Origin of the sequence: Fonticella tunisiensis (genome assembly GCF_004364155.1) — a bacterium.
GTDB lineage: Bacteria > Bacillota > Clostridia > Clostridiales > Caloramatoraceae > Fonticella > Fonticella tunisiensis.
This window is the reverse complement of sequence record NZ_SOAZ01000001.1, coordinates 118,322-137,733: the sequence shown is the minus strand read 5'-3', so window position 1 is coordinate 137,733 and position 19,412 is coordinate 118,322. Positions and strand designations below refer to the sequence as shown.

At 36.9% G+C, this 19,412-nt stretch carries 20 protein-coding genes; 2 read left to right on the top strand and 18 right to left on the bottom strand.

The annotated features are described in order from the left end of the window. Nucleotides 1-246: 246 nt before the first annotated feature. The 17 genes from EDD71_RS00670 to EDD71_RS00590 all read right to left on the bottom strand — a co-directional run bounded on the left by EDD71_RS00670 (nt 247) and on the right by EDD71_RS00590 (nt 15,260). The gene (locus EDD71_RS00670; RefSeq protein ID WP_166636276.1) at nt 247-804 is read right to left on the bottom strand and encodes a peptidoglycan-binding domain-containing protein; all 558 of its coding nucleotides are present in this window, start codon (nt 802-804) and stop codon (nt 247-249) included. Nucleotides 805-1,160: 356 nt separating this feature from the next. Beyond that, a complete protein-coding gene (locus EDD71_RS00665; RefSeq protein ID WP_133626822.1) occupies nt 1,161-2,108 on the bottom strand; it encodes a transketolase family protein in 948 nt (315 codons plus the stop codon). Then, nucleotides 2,109-2,933 (bottom strand): transketolase, encoded by an 825-nt coding sequence (locus EDD71_RS00660; protein ID WP_133626821.1) that lies wholly within the window; start codon nt 2,931-2,933, stop codon nt 2,109-2,111. Between the two features lie 88 nt (nt 2,934-3,021). After that, a complete protein-coding gene (locus EDD71_RS00655; protein ID WP_133626820.1) occupies nt 3,022-3,258 on the bottom strand; it encodes a glutaredoxin domain-containing protein in 237 nt (78 codons plus the stop codon). Nucleotides 3,259-3,366: 108 nt separating this feature from the next. After that, nucleotides 3,367-3,723: a type II toxin-antitoxin system PemK/MazF family toxin gene (locus EDD71_RS00650; protein WP_133626819.1), complete on the bottom strand. Its 357-nt coding sequence runs from the start codon at nt 3,721-3,723 to the stop codon at nt 3,367-3,369. Further along, a complete protein-coding gene (locus EDD71_RS00645) occupies nt 3,683-4,006 on the bottom strand; it encodes a CopG family ribbon-helix-helix protein (protein ID WP_133626818.1) in 324 nt (107 codons plus the stop codon). Before EDD71_RS00645 ends, EDD71_RS00650 begins: the two co-directional genes overlap by 41 nt. Nucleotides 4,007-4,127: 121 nt before the next feature. Continuing rightward, nucleotides 4,128-5,288: an alanine racemase gene (gene alr, locus EDD71_RS00640; RefSeq protein ID WP_133626817.1), complete on the bottom strand. Its 1,161-nt coding sequence runs from the start codon at nt 5,286-5,288 to the stop codon at nt 4,128-4,130. 27 nt (nt 5,289-5,315) lie between these two features. Continuing rightward, on the bottom strand, nt 5,316-5,927 hold the full coding sequence (locus EDD71_RS00635; protein ID WP_133626816.1) for a hypothetical protein: 612 nt from the start codon (nt 5,925-5,927) through the stop codon (nt 5,316-5,318). A 63-nt stretch (nt 5,928-5,990) separates the two neighbouring features. Then, nucleotides 5,991-7,490 carry an NAD(P)H-hydrate dehydratase gene (locus EDD71_RS00630; protein WP_133626815.1) on the bottom strand — a complete coding sequence of 500 codons (1,500 nt, stop codon included), beginning with the start codon at nt 7,488-7,490 and terminating at the stop codon, nt 5,991-5,993. Between the two features lie 2 nt (nt 7,491-7,492). Next, nucleotides 7,493-7,852: a holo-ACP synthase gene (gene acpS / locus EDD71_RS00625; RefSeq protein WP_133626814.1), complete on the bottom strand. Its 360-nt coding sequence runs from the start codon at nt 7,850-7,852 to the stop codon at nt 7,493-7,495. A gap of 289 nt (nt 7,853-8,141) precedes the next feature. Next, nucleotides 8,142-8,513 carry a DUF6514 family protein gene (locus EDD71_RS00620; protein ID WP_133626813.1) on the bottom strand — a complete coding sequence of 124 codons (372 nt, stop codon included), beginning with the start codon at nt 8,511-8,513 and terminating at the stop codon, nt 8,142-8,144. A 274-nt stretch (nt 8,514-8,787) separates the two neighbouring features. Continuing rightward, complete coding sequence (locus EDD71_RS00615) at nt 8,788-10,869, bottom strand: thioredoxin domain-containing protein (RefSeq protein ID WP_133626812.1); 2,082 nt, start codon at nt 10,867-10,869, stop codon at nt 8,788-8,790. A 366-nt stretch (nt 10,870-11,235) separates the two neighbouring features. Further along, complete coding sequence (gene arsA, locus EDD71_RS00610) at nt 11,236-12,981, bottom strand: arsenical pump-driving ATPase (RefSeq protein WP_133626811.1); 1,746 nt, start codon at nt 12,979-12,981, stop codon at nt 11,236-11,238. 20 nt (nt 12,982-13,001) lie between these two features. Further along, entirely contained in the window at nt 13,002-13,373 is a 372-nt protein-coding gene (gene arsD, locus EDD71_RS00605) for an arsenite efflux transporter metallochaperone ArsD (RefSeq protein ID WP_133626810.1), read from the bottom strand. Nucleotides 13,374-13,388: 15 nt separating this feature from the next. Next, a complete protein-coding gene (locus tag EDD71_RS00600; RefSeq protein WP_133626809.1) occupies nt 13,389-13,712 on the bottom strand; it encodes an ArsR/SmtB family transcription factor in 324 nt (107 codons plus the stop codon). Between the two features lie 705 nt (nt 13,713-14,417). After that, nucleotides 14,418-14,828: an arsenate reductase ArsC gene (locus tag EDD71_RS00595; protein ID WP_133626808.1), complete on the bottom strand. Its 411-nt coding sequence runs from the start codon at nt 14,826-14,828 to the stop codon at nt 14,418-14,420. 36 nt (nt 14,829-14,864) lie between these two features. Further along, nucleotides 14,865-15,260: a VOC family protein gene (locus EDD71_RS00590; RefSeq protein ID WP_133626807.1), complete on the bottom strand. Its 396-nt coding sequence runs from the start codon at nt 15,258-15,260 to the stop codon at nt 14,865-14,867. A gap of 420 nt (nt 15,261-15,680) precedes the next feature. On the opposite strand from EDD71_RS00590, the gene EDD71_RS00585 reads away from it, so the two are divergent. Together EDD71_RS00585 and EDD71_RS00580 are read left to right on the top strand one after the other, a co-directional pair. Then, nucleotides 15,681-16,613: a DMT family transporter gene (locus EDD71_RS00585; RefSeq protein ID WP_207669251.1), complete on the top strand. Its 933-nt coding sequence runs from the start codon at nt 15,681-15,683 to the stop codon at nt 16,611-16,613. Nucleotides 16,614-16,652: 39 nt separating this feature from the next. Beyond that, nucleotides 16,653-17,438 carry a Cof-type HAD-IIB family hydrolase gene (locus EDD71_RS00580; RefSeq protein ID WP_133626806.1) on the top strand — a complete coding sequence of 262 codons (786 nt, stop codon included), beginning with the start codon at nt 16,653-16,655 and terminating at the stop codon, nt 17,436-17,438. Nucleotides 17,439-17,508: 70 nt separating this feature from the next. On the opposite strand, the gene EDD71_RS00575 is transcribed toward EDD71_RS00580, so the two are convergent. Beyond that, nucleotides 17,509-19,383: a PTS fructose transporter subunit IIABC gene (locus EDD71_RS00575; RefSeq protein WP_133626805.1), complete on the bottom strand. Its 1,875-nt coding sequence runs from the start codon at nt 19,381-19,383 to the stop codon at nt 17,509-17,511. Nucleotides 19,384-19,412: the final 29 nt, after the last annotated feature.

Sequence of the window (19,412 nt, the reverse complement as noted above, 5' to 3'; positions counted from 1 at the left end):
CCTCTTTTCTTTAACATTTCGCTATGCATAAAATATACTATCACCCACTTTTACACACTGCAAATTCTTCATTTAATACTTTATGCAATAGATGCATATTGTCATCTCAATGCTTATTTATACTTAATTTTACTTTTCTTTATTCGTAAATTGGCACATATTAAATTATATTTTATTTTTTGTATTATCTTTACATTTATCCTTTAAAATAAAAATCCACATAAAAAAACTGCCATATGGCAGTTTTTAATGCACAAGCCCTTGAAAGATCATGGCCGAAATTCCTATAGTGAAGCTTATAAACATTATTACAAGAGCTAAATTAAGTACAACAAAATGCTTCCTCCATTCATCATTATAAATCAAAGGTCTAGTTCCATCCCTTGTAATAAAAAAGGCTGTACTTAACATCAATCCCAAAGCACTAACGTAGTATGCCGCATTTTTCACCCTGTTGTAGAGGTGAACCTTCTTTGAAAGAAGCTCAAAATCACTTTTTAAAATGTTTCCCGTAACAGGAAGATTATTCATTTCCTGAAAAAGCATTAAAGCTTTATCCATTTTATCATCAAATTTTCCTGTTATATCATCGGTAAAATATCCACCTTTTTTCAGAAGCATCTGAACTCTTCTAATATCATTGCCTTCCATTTCAGGCTTTAAATCTCTTTTAAAAATTGACATGTCTCTTTTATAAGAAATGTAACCTGTTCCCCAGGAAATAATCATCACTATGAAGGAAATGATTATTCCAATTGCTGCACATTTAAAAATATCCTTTAAAAAGCCTAACAGCTTATTCATAATACGCCAACCCCTCCTTACTATAACATATATCATAAGCGTCTTATCTTTACAAGTTATTCTTATTTTTACGGTGTCTATTAAAAAGATAAAGTTAACGCGTTGTGATACTCTGAAAAGCCCATTGCATAAGAACAAAAAATACCTGCAGACCGACGCTGCGATAAAAAAATATGTTTCATTCACTAATACGCTTGCCAAACGGTGGATTAAGAAGTCTTAAACATAGCAGTACTTTCAAAAAAAGGTGGCTGAGAAGACCAAGTGTAATTCGCGTGTATGTTGGTTTAGCGAATTCACCTGCCTTCTCAGCCACCATGAGCTTTAGAACTTTAATAAAATCTTTTTTAAAGGCTTTATTTAACCTTCTTTCTATTTATTACTTCTCTAGCCGCATTTACAATATTTTCAGCAGTAAGTCCATATTCCTTTAAAAGCTCATCAGGCTTTCCAGATTCTCCGAAGGTGTCCATGACTCCTATCCTCTTTACAGGAGCCGGCATATTTTCAGAAAGCACCTCACATACCGCACTTCCAAGGCCTCCTATAACGTTGTGCTCTTCACATGTCACTGCTGCACCTGTTTTGTTTACGGATTTAACAATAGCATCAACATCTATAGGCTTTATTGTATGTATGTTGATAACTTCTGCATCTATGCCCTCGCTTTCTAACATTTCTGCCGCTTTAAGCGCTATGCTCACCATTATACCTGTTGCAAATATTGAAACGTCCCTACCCTCTTTCAAGGTTACAGCCTTTCCAATTTCAAACTTATATGATGGATTATCATTTATCGTTGGAACAGATGACCTTCCAAGCCTGATATAAACGGGTCCTTCATGCTCTGCAGCAGCCTTCACTGCAGCCATGGTTTCTATGTCATCTGCAGGAACTATTACAGTCATATTTGGAAGGCTCCTCATGAGGGATATATCTTCAATAGCCTGGTGAGATGCACCATCCTCACCCACGGTAAGCCCTGCATGGGTCGCAGCTATCTTTACGTTAAGCTCAGGATAGCATATGGAGTTTCTTATCTGTTCAAAGGCCCTGCCAGCTGCAAACATGGCAAATGTACTTGCAAATGGTATCTTTCCACAGGTTGAAAACCCTGCAGCCGTTGCCATAAGGTCCTGCTCTGATATTCCCATGTTAAAGAATCTTTCCGGAAAAACCTTTGCAAAATCAGCTGTCTTAGTTGATTTTGAAAGGTCCGCATCTAGAACAACTACGTTTTTATTTTCTTTTCCAAGCTCAACTAAAGCCTTTCCATAGGCTTCCCTTGTTGCAAGATTAGCCATTTATATAGCACCCCCTATTTCCTTTAAAGCAGCCTCACATTGTTCCTTGTTTGGCGCTGAACCATGCCAGCCTACAGAATTCTCCATGAAGCTGACTCCCTTGCCCTTAACAGTCTTTGCAACTATCATTGTAGGTTTGCCCTTGGTTGCCTTTGCATTGTCTATTGCTGAAAATATTTCTTCATAAGAGTGTCCGTCGATTTCAATGACATTCCATCCAAAGGCTCTGAATTTATCACCTACTGGAGCGGGATTCATAACTTCTGCAACTGGTCCATCTATTTGAAGCCCATTGTAATCCACAAAGGCAGTTAAATTGTCAAGCTTATAATGGGCTGCTGACATTGCAGCTTCCCAGACCTGACCTTCTTCAAGTTCACCATCACCGAGGAGAACATATACCCTATAGTCCTTGTTATCAAGCTTTCCTGCAAGTGCCATTCCATTTGCCACTGAAAGTCCCTGCCCAAGTGAACCTGTTGACATGTCAACTCCAGGGGTGTCGTTCATATTTGGATGCCCCTGAAGAATTGAGCCTATCTTTCTGAGGGTACTTAAATGCTTCTTTTCAAAAAATCCCCTTTCAGCAAGAACTGCGTAAAGCACTGGCGCCCCGTGTCCCTTTGAAAGAACAAACCTATCCCTTTCCTCCCATCTCGGGTTCTTAGGATCAACCTTCATTTCGCTGAAGTACAGTGCAGTTAATATTTCAACCGCCGATAGAGAGCCGCCAGGATGGCCTGACTTTGACTCAGTCAACATCTTGATAATATCCTCTCTTATGGTCTTAGCCACTCCACGCAGCTTCTGGATATCTCTCTCCATATTTTAACCTCCTTATATTAAGCCTAATGGCATATTATCAAATCATCTTTATTATATCAATTTATTCCAGTATTTAAAACATTTTTAATTAATACCGGTAATTTTGCATCTCCAAAAACCTCTTGAAATCACTTATACTGAAAACCCTGTTGTTTTCAATATCTATTATTGAAGGCATCATATTTGTGTTGTATTTTAAAACCAGCTCTATACCCCCAGATGTAATTGCATCAACTTCCCTGTACTCAACACCATTTTCTTCAAGCAGCTTCCTTGCAAGATCACATCTATTACATCCCCTGGTTGTGAGAATTACATACTTCACATTATCACTTCCCCATTTATATTATCTCCATACTTTCTTGATAGTTTATCCTCTTCCATATTTTCATATCCAATATATAAAATGTAAAAACCCAGCACAAATGCCGGGTTATAATTCAACAAGCCCTAAGCTTATCATAAGCGATTCATCTACCTGAGTCATCAAATTATCACTTATATGGCCTATCTTGTCCCTGAGCCTTCTTTTATCAATAGTTCTTATCTGTTCTAGAAGAACTACGGAATCCCTGTTCAGTCCATACTCTTCAGAGCTGATTTCCACATGGGTTGGAAGCTTAGCCTTGTTAATCTGAGATGTAATAGCAGCAACAATCACCGTAGGGCTGTATTTATTTCCTATATCGTTTTGTATTATAAGAACTGGCCTAATTCCACCCTGCTCTGAACCTATGACCGGGCTTAAATCAGCATAATATATATCTCCTCTTTTCACCACCTGCGCCATCTATAAAATCACTCTCCGCTAATACTGCTTCATATTTAGCTAGTTCAGCGCTTTCACACGCTATGCTGCACTCTGCTATTTCGGAGTTTATTTCAGCCATTTCCTCATAGCCCCTTTTCATAAGTTCTCTCATATTCTTCTTCTTACGCTCCTTAATATATAATATGACAGCTTCCCTTATAAATTGACTTCTATTTTTGCTGTTCTTACAATCTAATACATTATCAAATTCTTCGAGCAAACTTTTCGGGAGGCTTACAACAATTTTTTTATTTTCCGCCATGTTTTTACCCCCTAAATTCACCTATGTATATAAATTATACTCTATGTACATTATAGTGTCAAAGATTTGAGGGATTTTTTTATTCTATATAACATTCTTTCCATTATTCGCAAAAATATGTTTAAATATAGTTTTTTACTTTAACAATTTCACCATTTTCAACAAACACCCTGGGGACCCTTTTTGAAACGGTACATAAAACTTCATAATTTATGGTACCGAGATTTGCTGCAATGTCGTCTGCAGTTATTGATACACCATTCTGACTTCCCATAACTATTATTTCATCTCCAACATTTACATCACCACATTCTGTTACATCAGCCATGCACTGATCCATACATATTCTTCCCACAATTGGTGCAAGCCTTCCATTAACAATAACATGGGACTTGCCATATAAAAGACGTGTATAGCCATCAGCATAGCCAAAGGGCAGTGTTGCAATTTTGCTCATCCTTCTGGTATAAAATTTTCTTCCATAGCTTATTGGAGTGTTTTCTGGAACTTCCTTAATGTGGACAATCCTTGCCTTTAAGGACATTACAGGTTTTAAGGATATTATATCCCTGTTTACCTCATCCGATGGATAATATCCATAGAGCATTATACCAGGCCTTACCGCATCGAAATAACTATCCTTTAAGTCGATTATGGCTGCACTATTTGCCATATGCTTAATTTCAAACTCTATCCCCTCCCCCGCTAGGATATCTATCATTTTTGTAAATCTTTCCATTTGAAAGTATGAAAAGCTTTTATCCTTCTCATCCGAAGCAGCAAAATGTGTAAATATGCCCTCCATACAAATGTTTTTTAGTTTTGATATATCCCTGATTCTTTTCACGGAGTCTTCATATGGAAGAAAACCAACCCTTCCCATTCCTGTATCTAATTTAATATGAATCCTTGCAGTTTTATTCTGCCTCTGTGCCTCCTTTGATATGGCCTCTGCAAGTTCATAGGTGAAAACCCCCTGAGTTATATCATACTCTACTATTTCCTTTGCAAAGGTTTCAGGTGTATAACCAAGTATCAGTATAGGTTTTTTAAATCCGCTTTTTCTAAGTTCAATAGCCTCAGTTATTACAGCAACTGCAAAATAATCAACATTTTCTTCTTCAAGTACCCTTGCAAGTTCCACCGCACCGTGTCCATAGCCATCCGCCTTTATAACTCCAATAATTTTTTTCCCTGCAGCAAGCCTTTTTACTTCCCTAAAATTATGTCTGAAATTATCAAGATTTATCTCGGCATAATATGGTCTGTAGTGTTCAAACATCTCTGTCCTCCTCTGTAATTTTATGCTTTAATCCAGATTAAAAAGAGAATCCTTCAGTTCAACATTGTAGTTAAATTCAGAATAACTAACTCTAATCCTAACATCTCCTTTATCATCGTATATCTCCAGTATTTCAGGATAATACTCATTCCTTTCCATGAAAAGCGCCACATGCCTTCTATACTCATTTCCGTCAGCAAGTGTGCTTTTTACTTCTATATATTTTAATCCGTTTTTTTCAGCAAATTTATAAACTGCATCCTCCCCTGACAATACACTCTTTTGTACTATTCCTATGTATATAAGCTGATCATCACCCTTTAAACTGTTAACCTCATACTTCTGATTTATTAGAGGATGATGAATCTTCCATTTAAGGCCATCATAAACTAATATTTTGCCCTTTAAAAAATCCGGTTCAATTGTTTCGATTCTTAGCTTGTTTGGCTCCATCCAGTACTGCTTCACCATGTATCTTGACATCCCCTTGTTGCCATATACCATAACTTCTGCAAGGGCACTATAGCTTTTCATAGTGGTAAGCTTTTTATTGGCTCTATAGAATTCATCGGCCTTTCTTCCGCTGCAGGATGGAACCATAAGGAGAATAAGCAATATAAACGGAAGGATTTTTTTCAAAGTTATACCACCTTTTTTAAGAACTCATATATTATACTTATTCCCCTCTGAGGCTTCGTATTACTATTTGATATATTTGCCAATAAACTTTATTATATCCGATGCTGTAAGGCCATATCCGTACTGCTCATAGGCATCGTCGCCAGCCCTGCCGTGTATATAGGCTCCAAGCACCGCAGAATCATAGGAACTATATCCCTGGCCTATTAATGCCGCTATCATTCCTGTAAGTGCATCTCCGGATCCTCCAGATGCCATGCCGGGATTTCCCGTTGTGTTTATGTAAACCCTTGTACCATCACTTACAACGGTGCTTGCCCCCTTTAAAAGTACTATACAATTATAGTTCTTTGCAAATTCTCGTGCAACCCTTACCCTGTTTTTATTTATATAATCTATGGAAAGACCTGTGAGCCTTGACATCTCTCCGGGATGGGGTGTCAGGACAAGGGGGCATTTTTTAATTTTCAAAACATCCTTAATGCCCGACAGCATGTTAATCCCATCTGCATCTACAACAACCGGTTTTTCAGATTTACGTAAAATATATGAAATACAATCCGTCATCTGCTGAGATGCTCCAAGCCCTACCCCAGCTGCAATTACGTCTGCCCTTTCTATTATAGCATCCAGATTGCTGCAGGATATGAAGCTATGTCCATCCCTTCTGTCAAATGTCATATAAGTAGTTTCTGCAACTGAACTTCCCACTCTATCCAGTATTTCTTCGGGAACAACACAGGTTACAAGGCCGGCACCTGCATGAAGTGCTCCCCTTGCTGCCAGTATCACTGCACCTGACATGAGGAAGCTTCCTCCAATTATATATACCTTTCCATAATCCCCTTTATTGGTATCTATTTCTCTTTTGTCAATGATCGATAATGGAAAATCCCCATAGTTTGTTGTGTACAATATATTTTGTTTTTTTATACATTCTTCAGGAATGGATATAGGGTCAACAAAAACCCTGCCTGATGCAATTCTTCCATCCCCAAGGATGTGACCCATTTTTAAACATCCAAAGGTTATTGTTTCCTTCGCATATATGCAAATACCTCCCTTTTCACCGCTGTCGCCCATTATTCCCGAGGGTATATCAACCGATATAATATATTTTGCATTTCTGTTAATACAATCTATTACGTCCCTATAAATATCCTTTACCTCACCTTTAAATCCTGTACCGAACAGCGCATCAACTACCACATCACATTCCCTGATTTTATGTTCAAGTTCATTAAGGTTATTTTTAATTTCAAATCCCATGCTAATTATTATATCAAAGTTTATTTTTGCATCCCCTGAAATCTTAGATGTGTCATTGAAACAAAATACGTTCACGTCATAGCCATTTACTTTTAAAAGCCTTGCAAGTGCAAATCCATCTCCTCCGTTGTTGCCGCTTCCACATACTATTACAACGCTTTTAAAACCATGCTTCCTTATTCGCCTATAAATGGCAATGGCCGCATTTTCCATGAGAAGTATTCCAGGTATTTTATATTCATCAACAGCCCTTTTATCTATCTCATTCATATCCTTTACAAAGGCAGCATACATAGTTATCCCTCCGCAATGGCAGTTGAACCTGCATATTCCTTTGAGTGGGTAATGGAAAGGTGTATTTTCTTAATACCCATACTTTTTGCAATCTCTTCAGCCCTTCCATGAAGTCTTACACATGGAACAGAATTTATCTTTATTATTTCCACATCTGTCCATTTAAAGCCGCTAAAACCCGTGCCCATAGCTTTGACTACAGCTTCCTTAGCACAAAAATAACCTGCGGTGCTTTCAGGGTTCTTATTTTTAAGGTAATCCCTCTCTATGGGAGTAAAAAATCTTTCCATAAATTTTGTATTTTCAACCAGTTTAATTATTCTTTTTATTTCAACTATATCAATTCCTACACCAATAATCATCTTCATCCCTCACATACATTATAGTTTATGCTTTTTGAAATTTCAAAAATAAAAAGAGCCTCATTAAGGCCCCCTAACCCTTGATAGCACCTGCTATTCCATCTGCAATCATTAATATTAAAACCATGCTTGTTAAGATAAGCAGAAGTCTGTTTATTAGTTTCATTCCCTTTCCCTCCTCATAGTATTAGACGGAGGAATATCGAGGAAAGTTTCAAATTATTAATATTTTTTGTTATACAAAATCTATCATAATTTGACATAGATTTTTATAACGGCATTCTATATATCATGCCAAAGCCATAGATTTTAATAATGACTTTGCTGCCTCCTCAAAATCTACCACCCATTCATCAGCCTTTTCTCCAACTATATCAACAAGATGGATTGGTGATACTTCATTATCCTTCAGATATTCTATTAATTCCAGAACTTTGCCCATAGTTGAAGAAATGCTATCAAGCCTCTCTCCATACAGGTCTGCAGTTTGTCCATTTAAGATAAGCTCCCTTAATATTTCGATTCCATAGGATGGAACGTCAACCCTCTGTTCATTAATTATAATACTCTTGGTATCTTCAATCAAAAAATATCGATATATGTACTCAATGCTGCCATCAAGTATATTTCTGCATGAGCATATTTCCTTCTTTTCAAGCATAATACCCCTCCCCACATACCTTTGATTTCATTTTAACATTTTAAAAAATAATTTTGTGTTGTATTGTGGTATGGAATAATCATATTCTTCTGATGTAAAACGACATATTCTCTTTTTTTTGTTTAAAAAAATGTAATTATTAAGCACATTATTCCATATACTGGTATTTATAGTATTCTTATTATTCGCATTTTGTCATAAGGTATAATAAATTGTTATAAAAAAATTAATATTTATATAATAACCCGGGCCAGTGTTTCCACCGACCGGGTTATTATAATTTATTTAGCATTTCCTCTACAGTTGTTGCAGGTTCTGAACAGGCAAAATTCCTGCACACATATGCGGTTGCCCTGCCATCTATACTTTTTTGCAATCTGGTATATTCAGCAATTGAATGTATCTCTGGATTTTCTTCCCCTGCCGGATTTAAAAGTAAAACCGCATTTGGTATAAACCTTCTTTGAAGTACCTTTATCATATTTAGAGTATCTTCAGAGTTTCTTTTCCCTGCTATCACAATTTCTAATGATGGACCAAGGCTAAAATCCAAACCTACAAGCATTTGTGTATAACCCATGGGAGTATCCATAACACTTTTTGAAAAGGCTCTTTGAAGCTTTGCTGCAAAATCGTCATATTTTGAATTTCCTGTAATCCTTCCTATCCTTAATAAGTTTAAAAGTGCTACAGAATTTCCTGAAGGTACAGCCCCATCATATACTTCTTTTGTTCTTATAAGTATCTCTTCCTCATCCTTTGATGTAAAATAAAATCCTCCGTTTTTCTCATCCCAGAAATAATCTATCAATTCTTCGTTAAGCTTTAGGGCATATTTTAAATATTTCTCTTCGAAGGAGGCACCGTAGAGTTCAAGAAGCCCAAATATAAGAAAGCTATAGTCATCTACATTTGCAATTACCTTCCACTCTCCCTTTCTGTATCTGTGCATAAGCCTTCCATTTTCTCCAAATGAATCGAGTATAAAATCCGCAGCCTTTTTAGCAGCTTCAGCGTATTTTTTATTTCCAAGTGCGGCAGCTGCTTTGCTCAGCGATGCAATCATGAGTCCATTCCAGTCAGTAAGTATCTTATCATCCCTATGGGGCCTCTCCCTTTTTTCTCTGGCATTGTAAAGCTTCTCCCTTATGTTCTTAAGCTTTTCTTTAATATCATTTATCTTTAAGTCCTCTGCTAGTTTTTCAATATCCTTTGAAAAATTTACTATATTAAATCCTGTTCTTTCCCCCGTAGCTTCATCCCTGAAATTTCCTTCCTTCTTAAAGTTGAACAACTTAACAGCAAGCTTTCCTTCCTCTTCTCCAAGTATATCCATAACTTCATCGACTGACCATGTATAAAATTTTCCCTCCTCTCCCTCACTGTCTGCATCCTCAGCAGAATAAAAAGCCCCTTCCTCCGACATCATATCCCTCATTACATATTCAAAAATCTTTTCAGCCATTTCTTTATACTTCTCGCTCCCGGTTATCTGATATGCCTCTGTATAGGCCATGGCTATTAAAGCCTGGTCATAGAGCATCTTTTCAAAATGGGGCAGGAGCCATCTCCTATCGGTGGAGTACCTGTGAAAACCAAATCCAATATGATCAAATATACCACCAAGGGACATAGAATCAAGGGTCTTCAACACCATATCCAATGCTTCATTTTTATTGAATCTTCTGTAAAATCTCAACAGGAAATAAAGGTTATGTGGAGTTGGGAATTTAGGAGCAGTACCAAAGCCTCCATACTGCATATCAAACATTGACTCAAGCTGTATATATGCTGTGTAAAGTGTATCTTCCCCCATTTCATCCCCTGGAGATTCCTTCAGGAATTTTTGAATAGTATATGTAATTTTTTCAGCAGAGTCTATAATTTCATCATGCTCATTTTCCCACAGCATTCTAATTTCATTTATAAGGTCCACCAATCCCTTTCTCCCGTAGCGGCTGTGCTTTGAAATATAGGTACCTGCAAAGAAGGGCTTTTTATCAGGCGTCATAATAATAGTTAAGGGCCATCCTCCATGTCCTGTCATAGCCTGACAGACAGTCATATATATGTTGTCTATATCCGGCCTTTCTTCCCTATCGACCTTTATAGGCACAAATACTTCATTTATAAGCCTTGCAACTTTTTCATCCTCAAAGCTTTCATGTGCCATAACGTGACACCAGTGGCATGTAGAATAACCTATACTTAGAAAAATAGGTTTATTTTCTCTAATTGCTACTTCAAATGCCTCATCTCCCCAGGGATACCAGTCCACAGGGTTATATGCATGCTGAAGCAGGTACGGAGATTTTTCATTTATCAAGCGGTTTGGTTTTTGTTTCATCCCATTCATAAATTTCATTCCCCTCACATTCTCTTTCATCTCATGGTTTTATGATCAAAGCATCCTAATATCCCGTATGCCAAAAAAATTTATTTCTGCGTTTATATTATCCCCTTCCTTTGCATATGTTATTTTATCAACTATATTTCTGATGACTCTATTTTGATCTTCGACTAATTGAGCTTCTGATGAAATGAGAAACCATAGGGGTATAGATGCCGGTACTGCTACAACTCTACGGAAGACGGATGGAAAATAGTTTAAGTAATCTTGAAATAATAAAAGTTGAAGACAAGTTTACAATAAAATGAATTGGTTGATAAGACTAGAATTTGAAAGGCTGCATAATAGTTTGAAACAGCCTTTCTATGGTATCTAATCCAGCAAATCATTAAGTTTTTTCCCCTTAACCTCTTCTGCAATCCACTCTATAACCGCAAAATTCCCCCCGGAAATTTCATTTACCTTGTTAATCCAGTGCACTTCATTACTTGCTTTTGCCTTTAAAATATAATTGGTTGTGTCAGCGGCGTAGAAGCTTGAATTAATAATCCACCACTTACTGTGGATACCTGCTCTATTCAGGTCGCTTTGTAACCTCACAGCCTCGTAAACAGGAGTTGCTTCAGCAAGAGTTATGATAATTACCTCTGTTTCCTGTTCATTCCTAAGCTTAGGTAAAAGCTTTTTAACTGATTCTGGAATAGCTCCCTGGGAACGCTGGATTTCTTTGTGATAGCTTTGAGTGGAATCTAAAAGCAACAGCGTATGCCCTGTTGGTGCTGTATCAATAACCACAACCTCATTTTCCGACCTTTCAACTATTTCAGCAAAGGCCCTAAATACTGCAATTTCCTGGGTGCAAGGGGATCTTAAATCCTCCTCTATATAAGCAATATCATCTTCACTCATCGTTTCTCTTGCCTTGCTTAACACTTCCTCCTTATACCTTTCAAGCTCTTCCTTTTCATCGATATTGCTTAAGGTAATACCATAGCTTTCATCCAACACAAATTTTAAGTGTGCCGCCGGATCGGTAGTTGTTAAATGGACCTTCCTGCCTTTCCTAGCTAAACCTAAAGCAATTGCAGCAGCTATGGTTGTTTTACCTACTCCACCCTTGCCCATTGTAAAGATTACTTTTTTATCGCTGTTATACAGGTCTTCTAGTACATCCTTTAGTTTAGGAATACTATCAACATTTAAATTTTCACCTCTAAATTTAGCATCACCGTTCTTCAGAAATGCCCTTACATTTTCCACTCCAGTTACATTATATGGTCTAAGTGGAATTTTAAAGGTTTCAATATTTTTAAGACCCTCAGGCATATCCTTTAATGCCCTTTGCTGCTTTTCAAAAATAGCCTTTGAAAGCTTGTCATCATGTTCTTCAAGCACACCATTTATAACTAATACCTGATTATTTATCCCTATATCCTTAAGCTCCTTGGATGCCCTTTCAGCTTCTTTTAATGGCGACGGTTCAGGGCGAGATACAAGTATAAGCATAGTTTTCTCTTCATCTGACAATGTATTAACTGCATTTTTATAAACTTCTTTTTTGTCTTCAAGTCCGGAAAGCTGTCCCAAGCATGATGCACCATGGGTGTTTTCACTTATAAAATTGCTCCATGCAGAAGGCAGCTGAAGCATTCTAAGGGTATGGCCTGTTGGTGCAGTATCAAATATAATATGATCATACTCCAGTGCTGCTTTTTCATCGGTTATAAAGTTTGTAAACTCATTAAATGCAGCAATTTCAACGGTACATGAACCCGAAAGCTGCTCCTCCATATTTTTCAAAACGACCTCCGGGAGCTTGCCTCTATAGGGAGCTATTACGCTTTCTCTATACTCAGCAGCAGCTTCCTCCGGGTCAAAGTTTGCAACTACTAAATTAGGAACTTCCTTTATGGGTACCCCCTTATTGTTCAAATTGGTATTAAAAACATCCTGAAGATTTGAAGCTGGATCAGTGCTGATAAGAATGACTTTCTTGCCCCCATCGGCTAAAGCTACTGCTGTGGCACAGGCTGTTGAAGTCTTGCCGACTCCACCCTTTCCCGTGAAAAACAAATATTTCGTTAGCTTTATATCTGATATATTAAAGTTCTTAAACATTAACATCCCTCTTTTCTATTTTAGCAGCATCCACCCTCACAACCACATTCATTGGATGTTTTTTTCACACTGGCTTTTAGATAATCGGCTGGAACATCTAATAGACTGCAGAACTCCTCATCCGTTGGATAGGCCCTTGTTTTTACCACAACGTCGTCAACCATAGTAATCGGGAGTATCTCTACACCTTCCTTAATCAGCATCTTATTTATTACTTTGTTTTCAATAAATATTTGTGTATTACTGGTAAGATTATATCTTTCAACTGTTATACCCTTATTTTTTAAGTTGTTTATCACAGTAGAAATCCTTAACAGTTCCGGGTCAACTGATGGGCCACAGACTCCTGTCGGGCAGCACATTGCCGGCTCAAAAATAATCATTTTTTTCATAATCATACACCCCTTCTATTTACATTCACACTTAGCTTTGTCCTTGCAGATACATTCATCTGTATCTGTTACAAGATTCATAAGAAATAATATAAGTTTATTGCAGTTTGAGCTATTAAGGGAATAGTAGCTCCACAGCCCTTCTTTTCTACATTCTACAATACCGCATTCCATTAACACCTTCATATGATGTGAAAGTGTGGGCTGAGTGAAGTCAAAGTACTGCAGTATATCGCAGGCACACTTTTCGCCGCAGGAAAGGATATCTATTATTTTAAGTCTACTAGGGTCTGAAAGTGCTTTGATGATTTTTGCATTTTCATCATAATTCCGTTTCACTTAATCCCCCCTTTATATAGATAACTATCTATGTAAAATATATACCATTATCTATATAAGGTCAATATATATAATTAAAATTAACTTAAAAATAACTAATATATATCATTATCTATATAAACCATTCTATGCACCACTTCGGTTAATGTTACCATTTATTACTGTTATAATATTAAAAGGTGCTTACTTACTGCGGCAGTACAGAATATGAAAAAGATTGCTAGGGCGTTAGCCCAATTATTTTTTAAAAATTTTAGTATAAACCATCTACTAAAATTGCGACTGTTTTTAATTTTTTATGCTATCGCATAATTTTGAAACCGTAAATATTAAAACCCCATGATTTTTCTTGAAAATCATGGGGTTTATCAACAATCTGACGGTCTCTTAAAAAGACCGCCCTTTTTTTAGCAGCATCCAGAGGTTTTAATTGATACTTTTCCACCTGAAACAATAAGTTCAAGGCCTTCAACGAGGAATGAGATTTCTTCTTCAGCTACAAACTTCACTCCATCAACTTCATAAACACTGTCATTTTCCCTTTGTTCATCCAGAACAATTTTAAAGTTTGGACCGCCTCAGCCAAAACCCTCAATTTCAAATCTTACTGCATCCTTGCCCTCATTCTTTAGAGCTTTTTTTAATGTTTCTATAACTTCCTTTGATGCGTTTACCTTCATTAACGCCACCACCTTTACTTGTATTCTAAAGCTTAATTTCCTTATTCTTAATTCTCTTGGCTAAATCCTTAACCTTCTCTTCTATTTTTCTGGCTGTTTTTATGAATTCCTCATCACCCTTGCCAGTTGGGTCCTCAAGCCCCCAGTCCTCTTCATATTTTGATGGTAAAAATGGACACACGACATTGCAGCCCATTTTTACAACGATATCCACTTCAGGTATATCTGTAAGAAGCTTCGAATACTGGGTTTCATTCATATCAACGCCATATAAGTCTTTTATGATTCTCACAGCGTCCTGATTAATCTGCGGCTTTGTTTCCGTTCCTGCTGAGTATGATTCAAATACATCGGAAGCAAAGAGCTTTCCCAAAGCCTCCGCCATTTGTGACCTGCAGGAATTGTGAACGCATATAAATGCTACCCTGGGTTTCATAATTAAACCTCCATATCTTTTCCCAATAATAATTGTTTATTTTAAAGCATAATTTAATGACCATGTGTTTCCAAATTTATCAGTAACCACTGCGTGATAAGCACCCCAAAATGTTTTCTGTAATTCAAACTCTATAGAACCTTCCTGAGAAAGTGCTGAATATAACCTGTTTATCTCATCCTCACTATCTAATTCAAGGACTAAATCTATATTACCACTCTCTTTTTTCTCGCCAAATATATCTGCAAAATATATTTGGCATTCATCATTGATATGTAATTCAGCATGAATAATCTTTCCTTCATGTCCTTTAAACATTTCAACATTATCCGCTAATTGAACATTCTTTAATTGTCCGCCAAAAACTTCTTGATAATATTTAATCGCTTCCTTGCAATTTTCAACGTAAATGTTAGGAATAATGCTTTTCATATATTTCCTCCTTTATCTTATAAAATATTAAAGATCCTATCATTTATCTATTACATTTTAATCATATTATACATAATTCAAATGGCAACCTCAAATATATATCTAATCCATAAAGGCTTAGCAGCCCCAGAAAAACAAGTCATACTTCTTCAATCTACACAATATATTCTGATTTCAACTGAGTTCAATTACCGAATAATATACAGTTCAATTGAAGCATTCATTTTTTGGAAATGTTTTGTTGATATAAACTTGACCACATTTGCTGCAATTAAAAAAGCTAATTTAAAAATTTCCTAAATAAATTCTTCTACATCATAAATCGTATAAGGAAGATATTTTTTAAATTCACACTGGGAAAAGACTTGGAATATACTGTATATTAATTGAAAATGTATATTGTTAATCAGGAGGGAAATTATCTTGAAGGCAATTCTGCTCGGGATATTAGCTTCTTTCTTTTTTGCCTTTACCTTTATATTAAACCGACAGATGAACATTTCAGGAGGAAGCTGGGTATGGAGTGCTTCATTACGTTATATATTTATGCTGCCCTTTCTAATATTAATTGTGGGGAGCAGGCGAAACTTAATACCTGCTTTAAAAGAAATAAGAAAGAACATATTCTCATGGCTCCTCTGGAGCACCGTTGGATTTGGGTTATTTTATGCACCATTAAGCTTTGCAGCTAGTTATGGTCCTGCGTGGTTAATTGCAGGAACTTGGCAAATTACAATTATCGCAGGCTCACTTCTTTCTCCGTTATTTTATAAAGTAGTTATAACTCAAAGTGGATTTTACAAGGTCAGATGTAAAATTCCTTTTAAATCTTTAATGATTTCTTCTATAATTCTAATAGGAATAGGTTTAATACAAATAAATAGAGCAAACAATTCGTCTATCAAAGAAGTAATTATTGGTATTGTTCCAGTCCTTGTAGCCGCATTTGCTTATCCCATTGGTAATCGTAAAATGATGGAAATTTGCGAAGGAAAACTGGATGCATACCAGAGAGTATTTGGTATGACCCTGGCAAGCATGCCTTTTTGGCTTATTCTGTCGATTTATGGTATAATATTTATTGGTGCTCCCTGCAGAGAACAAATATTACAGTCTTTAATAGTAGCCATTTGTGCCGGGGTTGTCGCCACCATATTGTTTTTTTCAGCTACTGATATCACAAATGGTGATGTCAAGAATCTCGCAGCAGTTGAAGCTACACAATCAGGATCAGTAATATTTACTTTACTGGGAGAAATATTGGTATTTCATGGAAAATTTCCTGAAGGGTTATCGTTGATAGGGATGATTCTGATTATTTCAGGTATGATTTTTCATAGTATTACCTCATAAACAATAAAGCAAGACACATCAATAGAGAGGAAGATGCATATGATAAAGCTAATCGCCAGCGATATGGACGGCACACTGCTTAATGAACATGACAAACTTAGTGATGAATTTTTTCATATAATTGAAAAGTTAAAGAAAAAAAATATACTATTTGTTGCCGCAAGCGGCAGACAATATTACAATCTGAAAAATAAATTCTCTAAAGTTAAAGATGATATTATATATGTTGCTGAAAACGGAAGCTACGTTGTATATAAAAATAAGGAACTATATTCTAAAACCCTTGATAAAGAAGTAGTTAACTCTCTTATAAAAATCATAAGACAAATTGAGGGTTGTGAGATAATTTTATGCGGCAAAAAAGCAGCGTATGTGGAAAAAAACTATAATGATTTTATAAAGGAAGTTGAAAAATATTATTTAAAATATGAAATAATAGAAAACCTTGAAGAAGTAAATGACGATATTTTAAAGATAGCAATATGTGACTTTAAAGGATCTGCTGAAAACTCCAACAAAATTTTAAAACCCGATTGGGGCGATAAGCTGCAAGTTACTGTATCCGCCAAGATCTGGCTTGATATTATGGATAAAGGCGTAAACAAGGGGGTAGCCATAAAATTTCTTCAGGAAAAATTCAATATAAAGCCTGAGGAAACAATGGTGTTTGGAGATTATTTTAACGATTTGGAGATGTTTAAATCAGCATATCACAGCTACGCCATGGAGAATGCCCCCGAAGAAGTTAAAAGACAGGCCAGATATATTGCAGGAAGCTATAAAAGGAATGGCGTACTGGAGGTTATAAAGAGGAAAATATTATAGTCTAAAACTTGTTTACTGCTAAGGATTGTTATTTCCAAAGGAATAGGCCACGGTACATGCCGTGGCCTATTTACCTCTCTTCTACCGGCTTTTTTAGCATGCCAAGCATAAAGGCAGTTGTAAATGATCCTATTAATATAGCCAGAGCATATAATAATGGATTGCCTTTAACTATTGGTATTACAAATACTCCTCCATGGGGAGCCGGAAGCCCTATGTTAAATGCCATGGATAAGGCTCCTGCCACAGCTGAACCAACAATTAATGAGGGTATTACCCTGCCCGGATCTGAGGCTGCAAATGGTATTGCACCCTCTGTAATAAAGGATGCTCCCATAATATAACATGTCTTACCTGCGTCCCTTTCCCTTTCTGTAAACCTATTCTTAAACAATGTCGTAGCTATAGCAATTCCAAGTGGAGGAACCATACCCCCTGCCATAACTGCAGCGTGGGGCAGATAGTTTCCAGCATCAATCATAGCAATACCAAAGGTAAATGCCGCCTTATTTATCGGTCCACCCATGTCAACGGCCATCATTCCACCGAGTACCAACCCTAAAATGATTTTATTGGCTGTACCCATTGAACCCAGCCAGTGCTGTATTCCCATGTTTAAACTCTTAACAGGTCCAACAACAGCGAGCAGCATAATTGCACCTGTTAAGAATATACCAAATAGTGGATATAAAAGTACAGGTTTTATGCCTTCAAGGGAGGCTGGTAGCTTATTGAATACCTTCTTTAAAAATACAACGATATATCCTCCAAGGAAGCCTGCAATAAGTCCGCCAAGGAAGCCTGCTCCGTTGTTTGCTGCAATAAAACCTCCGACCATAGCCGGTGCAAATCCTGGCCTATCTGCAATACTCATACCTATAAAACCTGAAAGTATAGGAACCATAAGGGCAAAGGCGTTTCCTCCACCTATATCCATTAAAAGTTTTGCAAATGGATTAAATGATAGGTCCTTAGGATCAAAGGCCTTAATTCCAAACATAAATGAAATGGCTATTAATATACCTCCACCTACAACAAAAGGAAGCATATTTGAAACACCGTTCATAAGGTGTTTATAAAATCCTCTCACTTCTCTTCTGCCATTTTCTGCATGTTCTTCAGTTTTTCCTGTGTGATGATATACTGGGGCTTCTCCCCTAAGGGCTTTATTTATAAGCTCTTCAGGGTTCTTTATCCCCTGTGCCACGGGAACCTGGATTACCTTTTTCCCCTCAAATCTCGCCATTTCTACCTGCTTGTCAGCTGCTACTATTATTGCCTCTGCCTTTGCAATCTCTTCTTCAGTTAATCTATTCTTGACTCCCGTTGAGCCATTAGTTTCTACCTTAATGTTTACGCCCATTTCTTTAGCCTTGTTTTTTAAGGCATCTGCTGCCATGTAGGTATGAGCTATGCCTGTAGGACAGGCTGTTACAGCAAGTACTAGTTTATCCGTACTGCTGCCTCTATTATTTTCTTCCTTTGCATCAAGCCTTTCCTGTTCATCTATTATATTTAAAATTTCTTCTTCACTTTTTGCGTTTTCAATCTTCCTTCTAAACTCTTCGTTCATAAGCATTACAGAAAGCCTTGACAGGGTTTCCAGGTGTTCGTTATTAGCTCCTTCCGAACCTGCTATCATGAAGAATATGTGGGCAGGTTTTCCATCAAGTGAGTCATAGTCAATGCCTTCCCTGGAATATCCATAGGCTAAGGCTGGGGTTTTAACCGCCGAGGTTTTTGCATGGGGGATGGCAACTCCGTCTCCTACACCCGTTGTGAACTGTGCTTCTCTTTCTAAAATAGCTTTCTTATATTCATCCTTATCGTTGAGTTTTCCTGCACTGTAGAGTTTGTTTACAAGTTCGTCTATTACTTCTGCTTTAGTCCTGGATTTAAGTTCAAGAATTATTGTATCTTTAGTGAGCAACTCTGTTATCTTCATATTAAACCTCCTCGTAGTTCATGCATCCT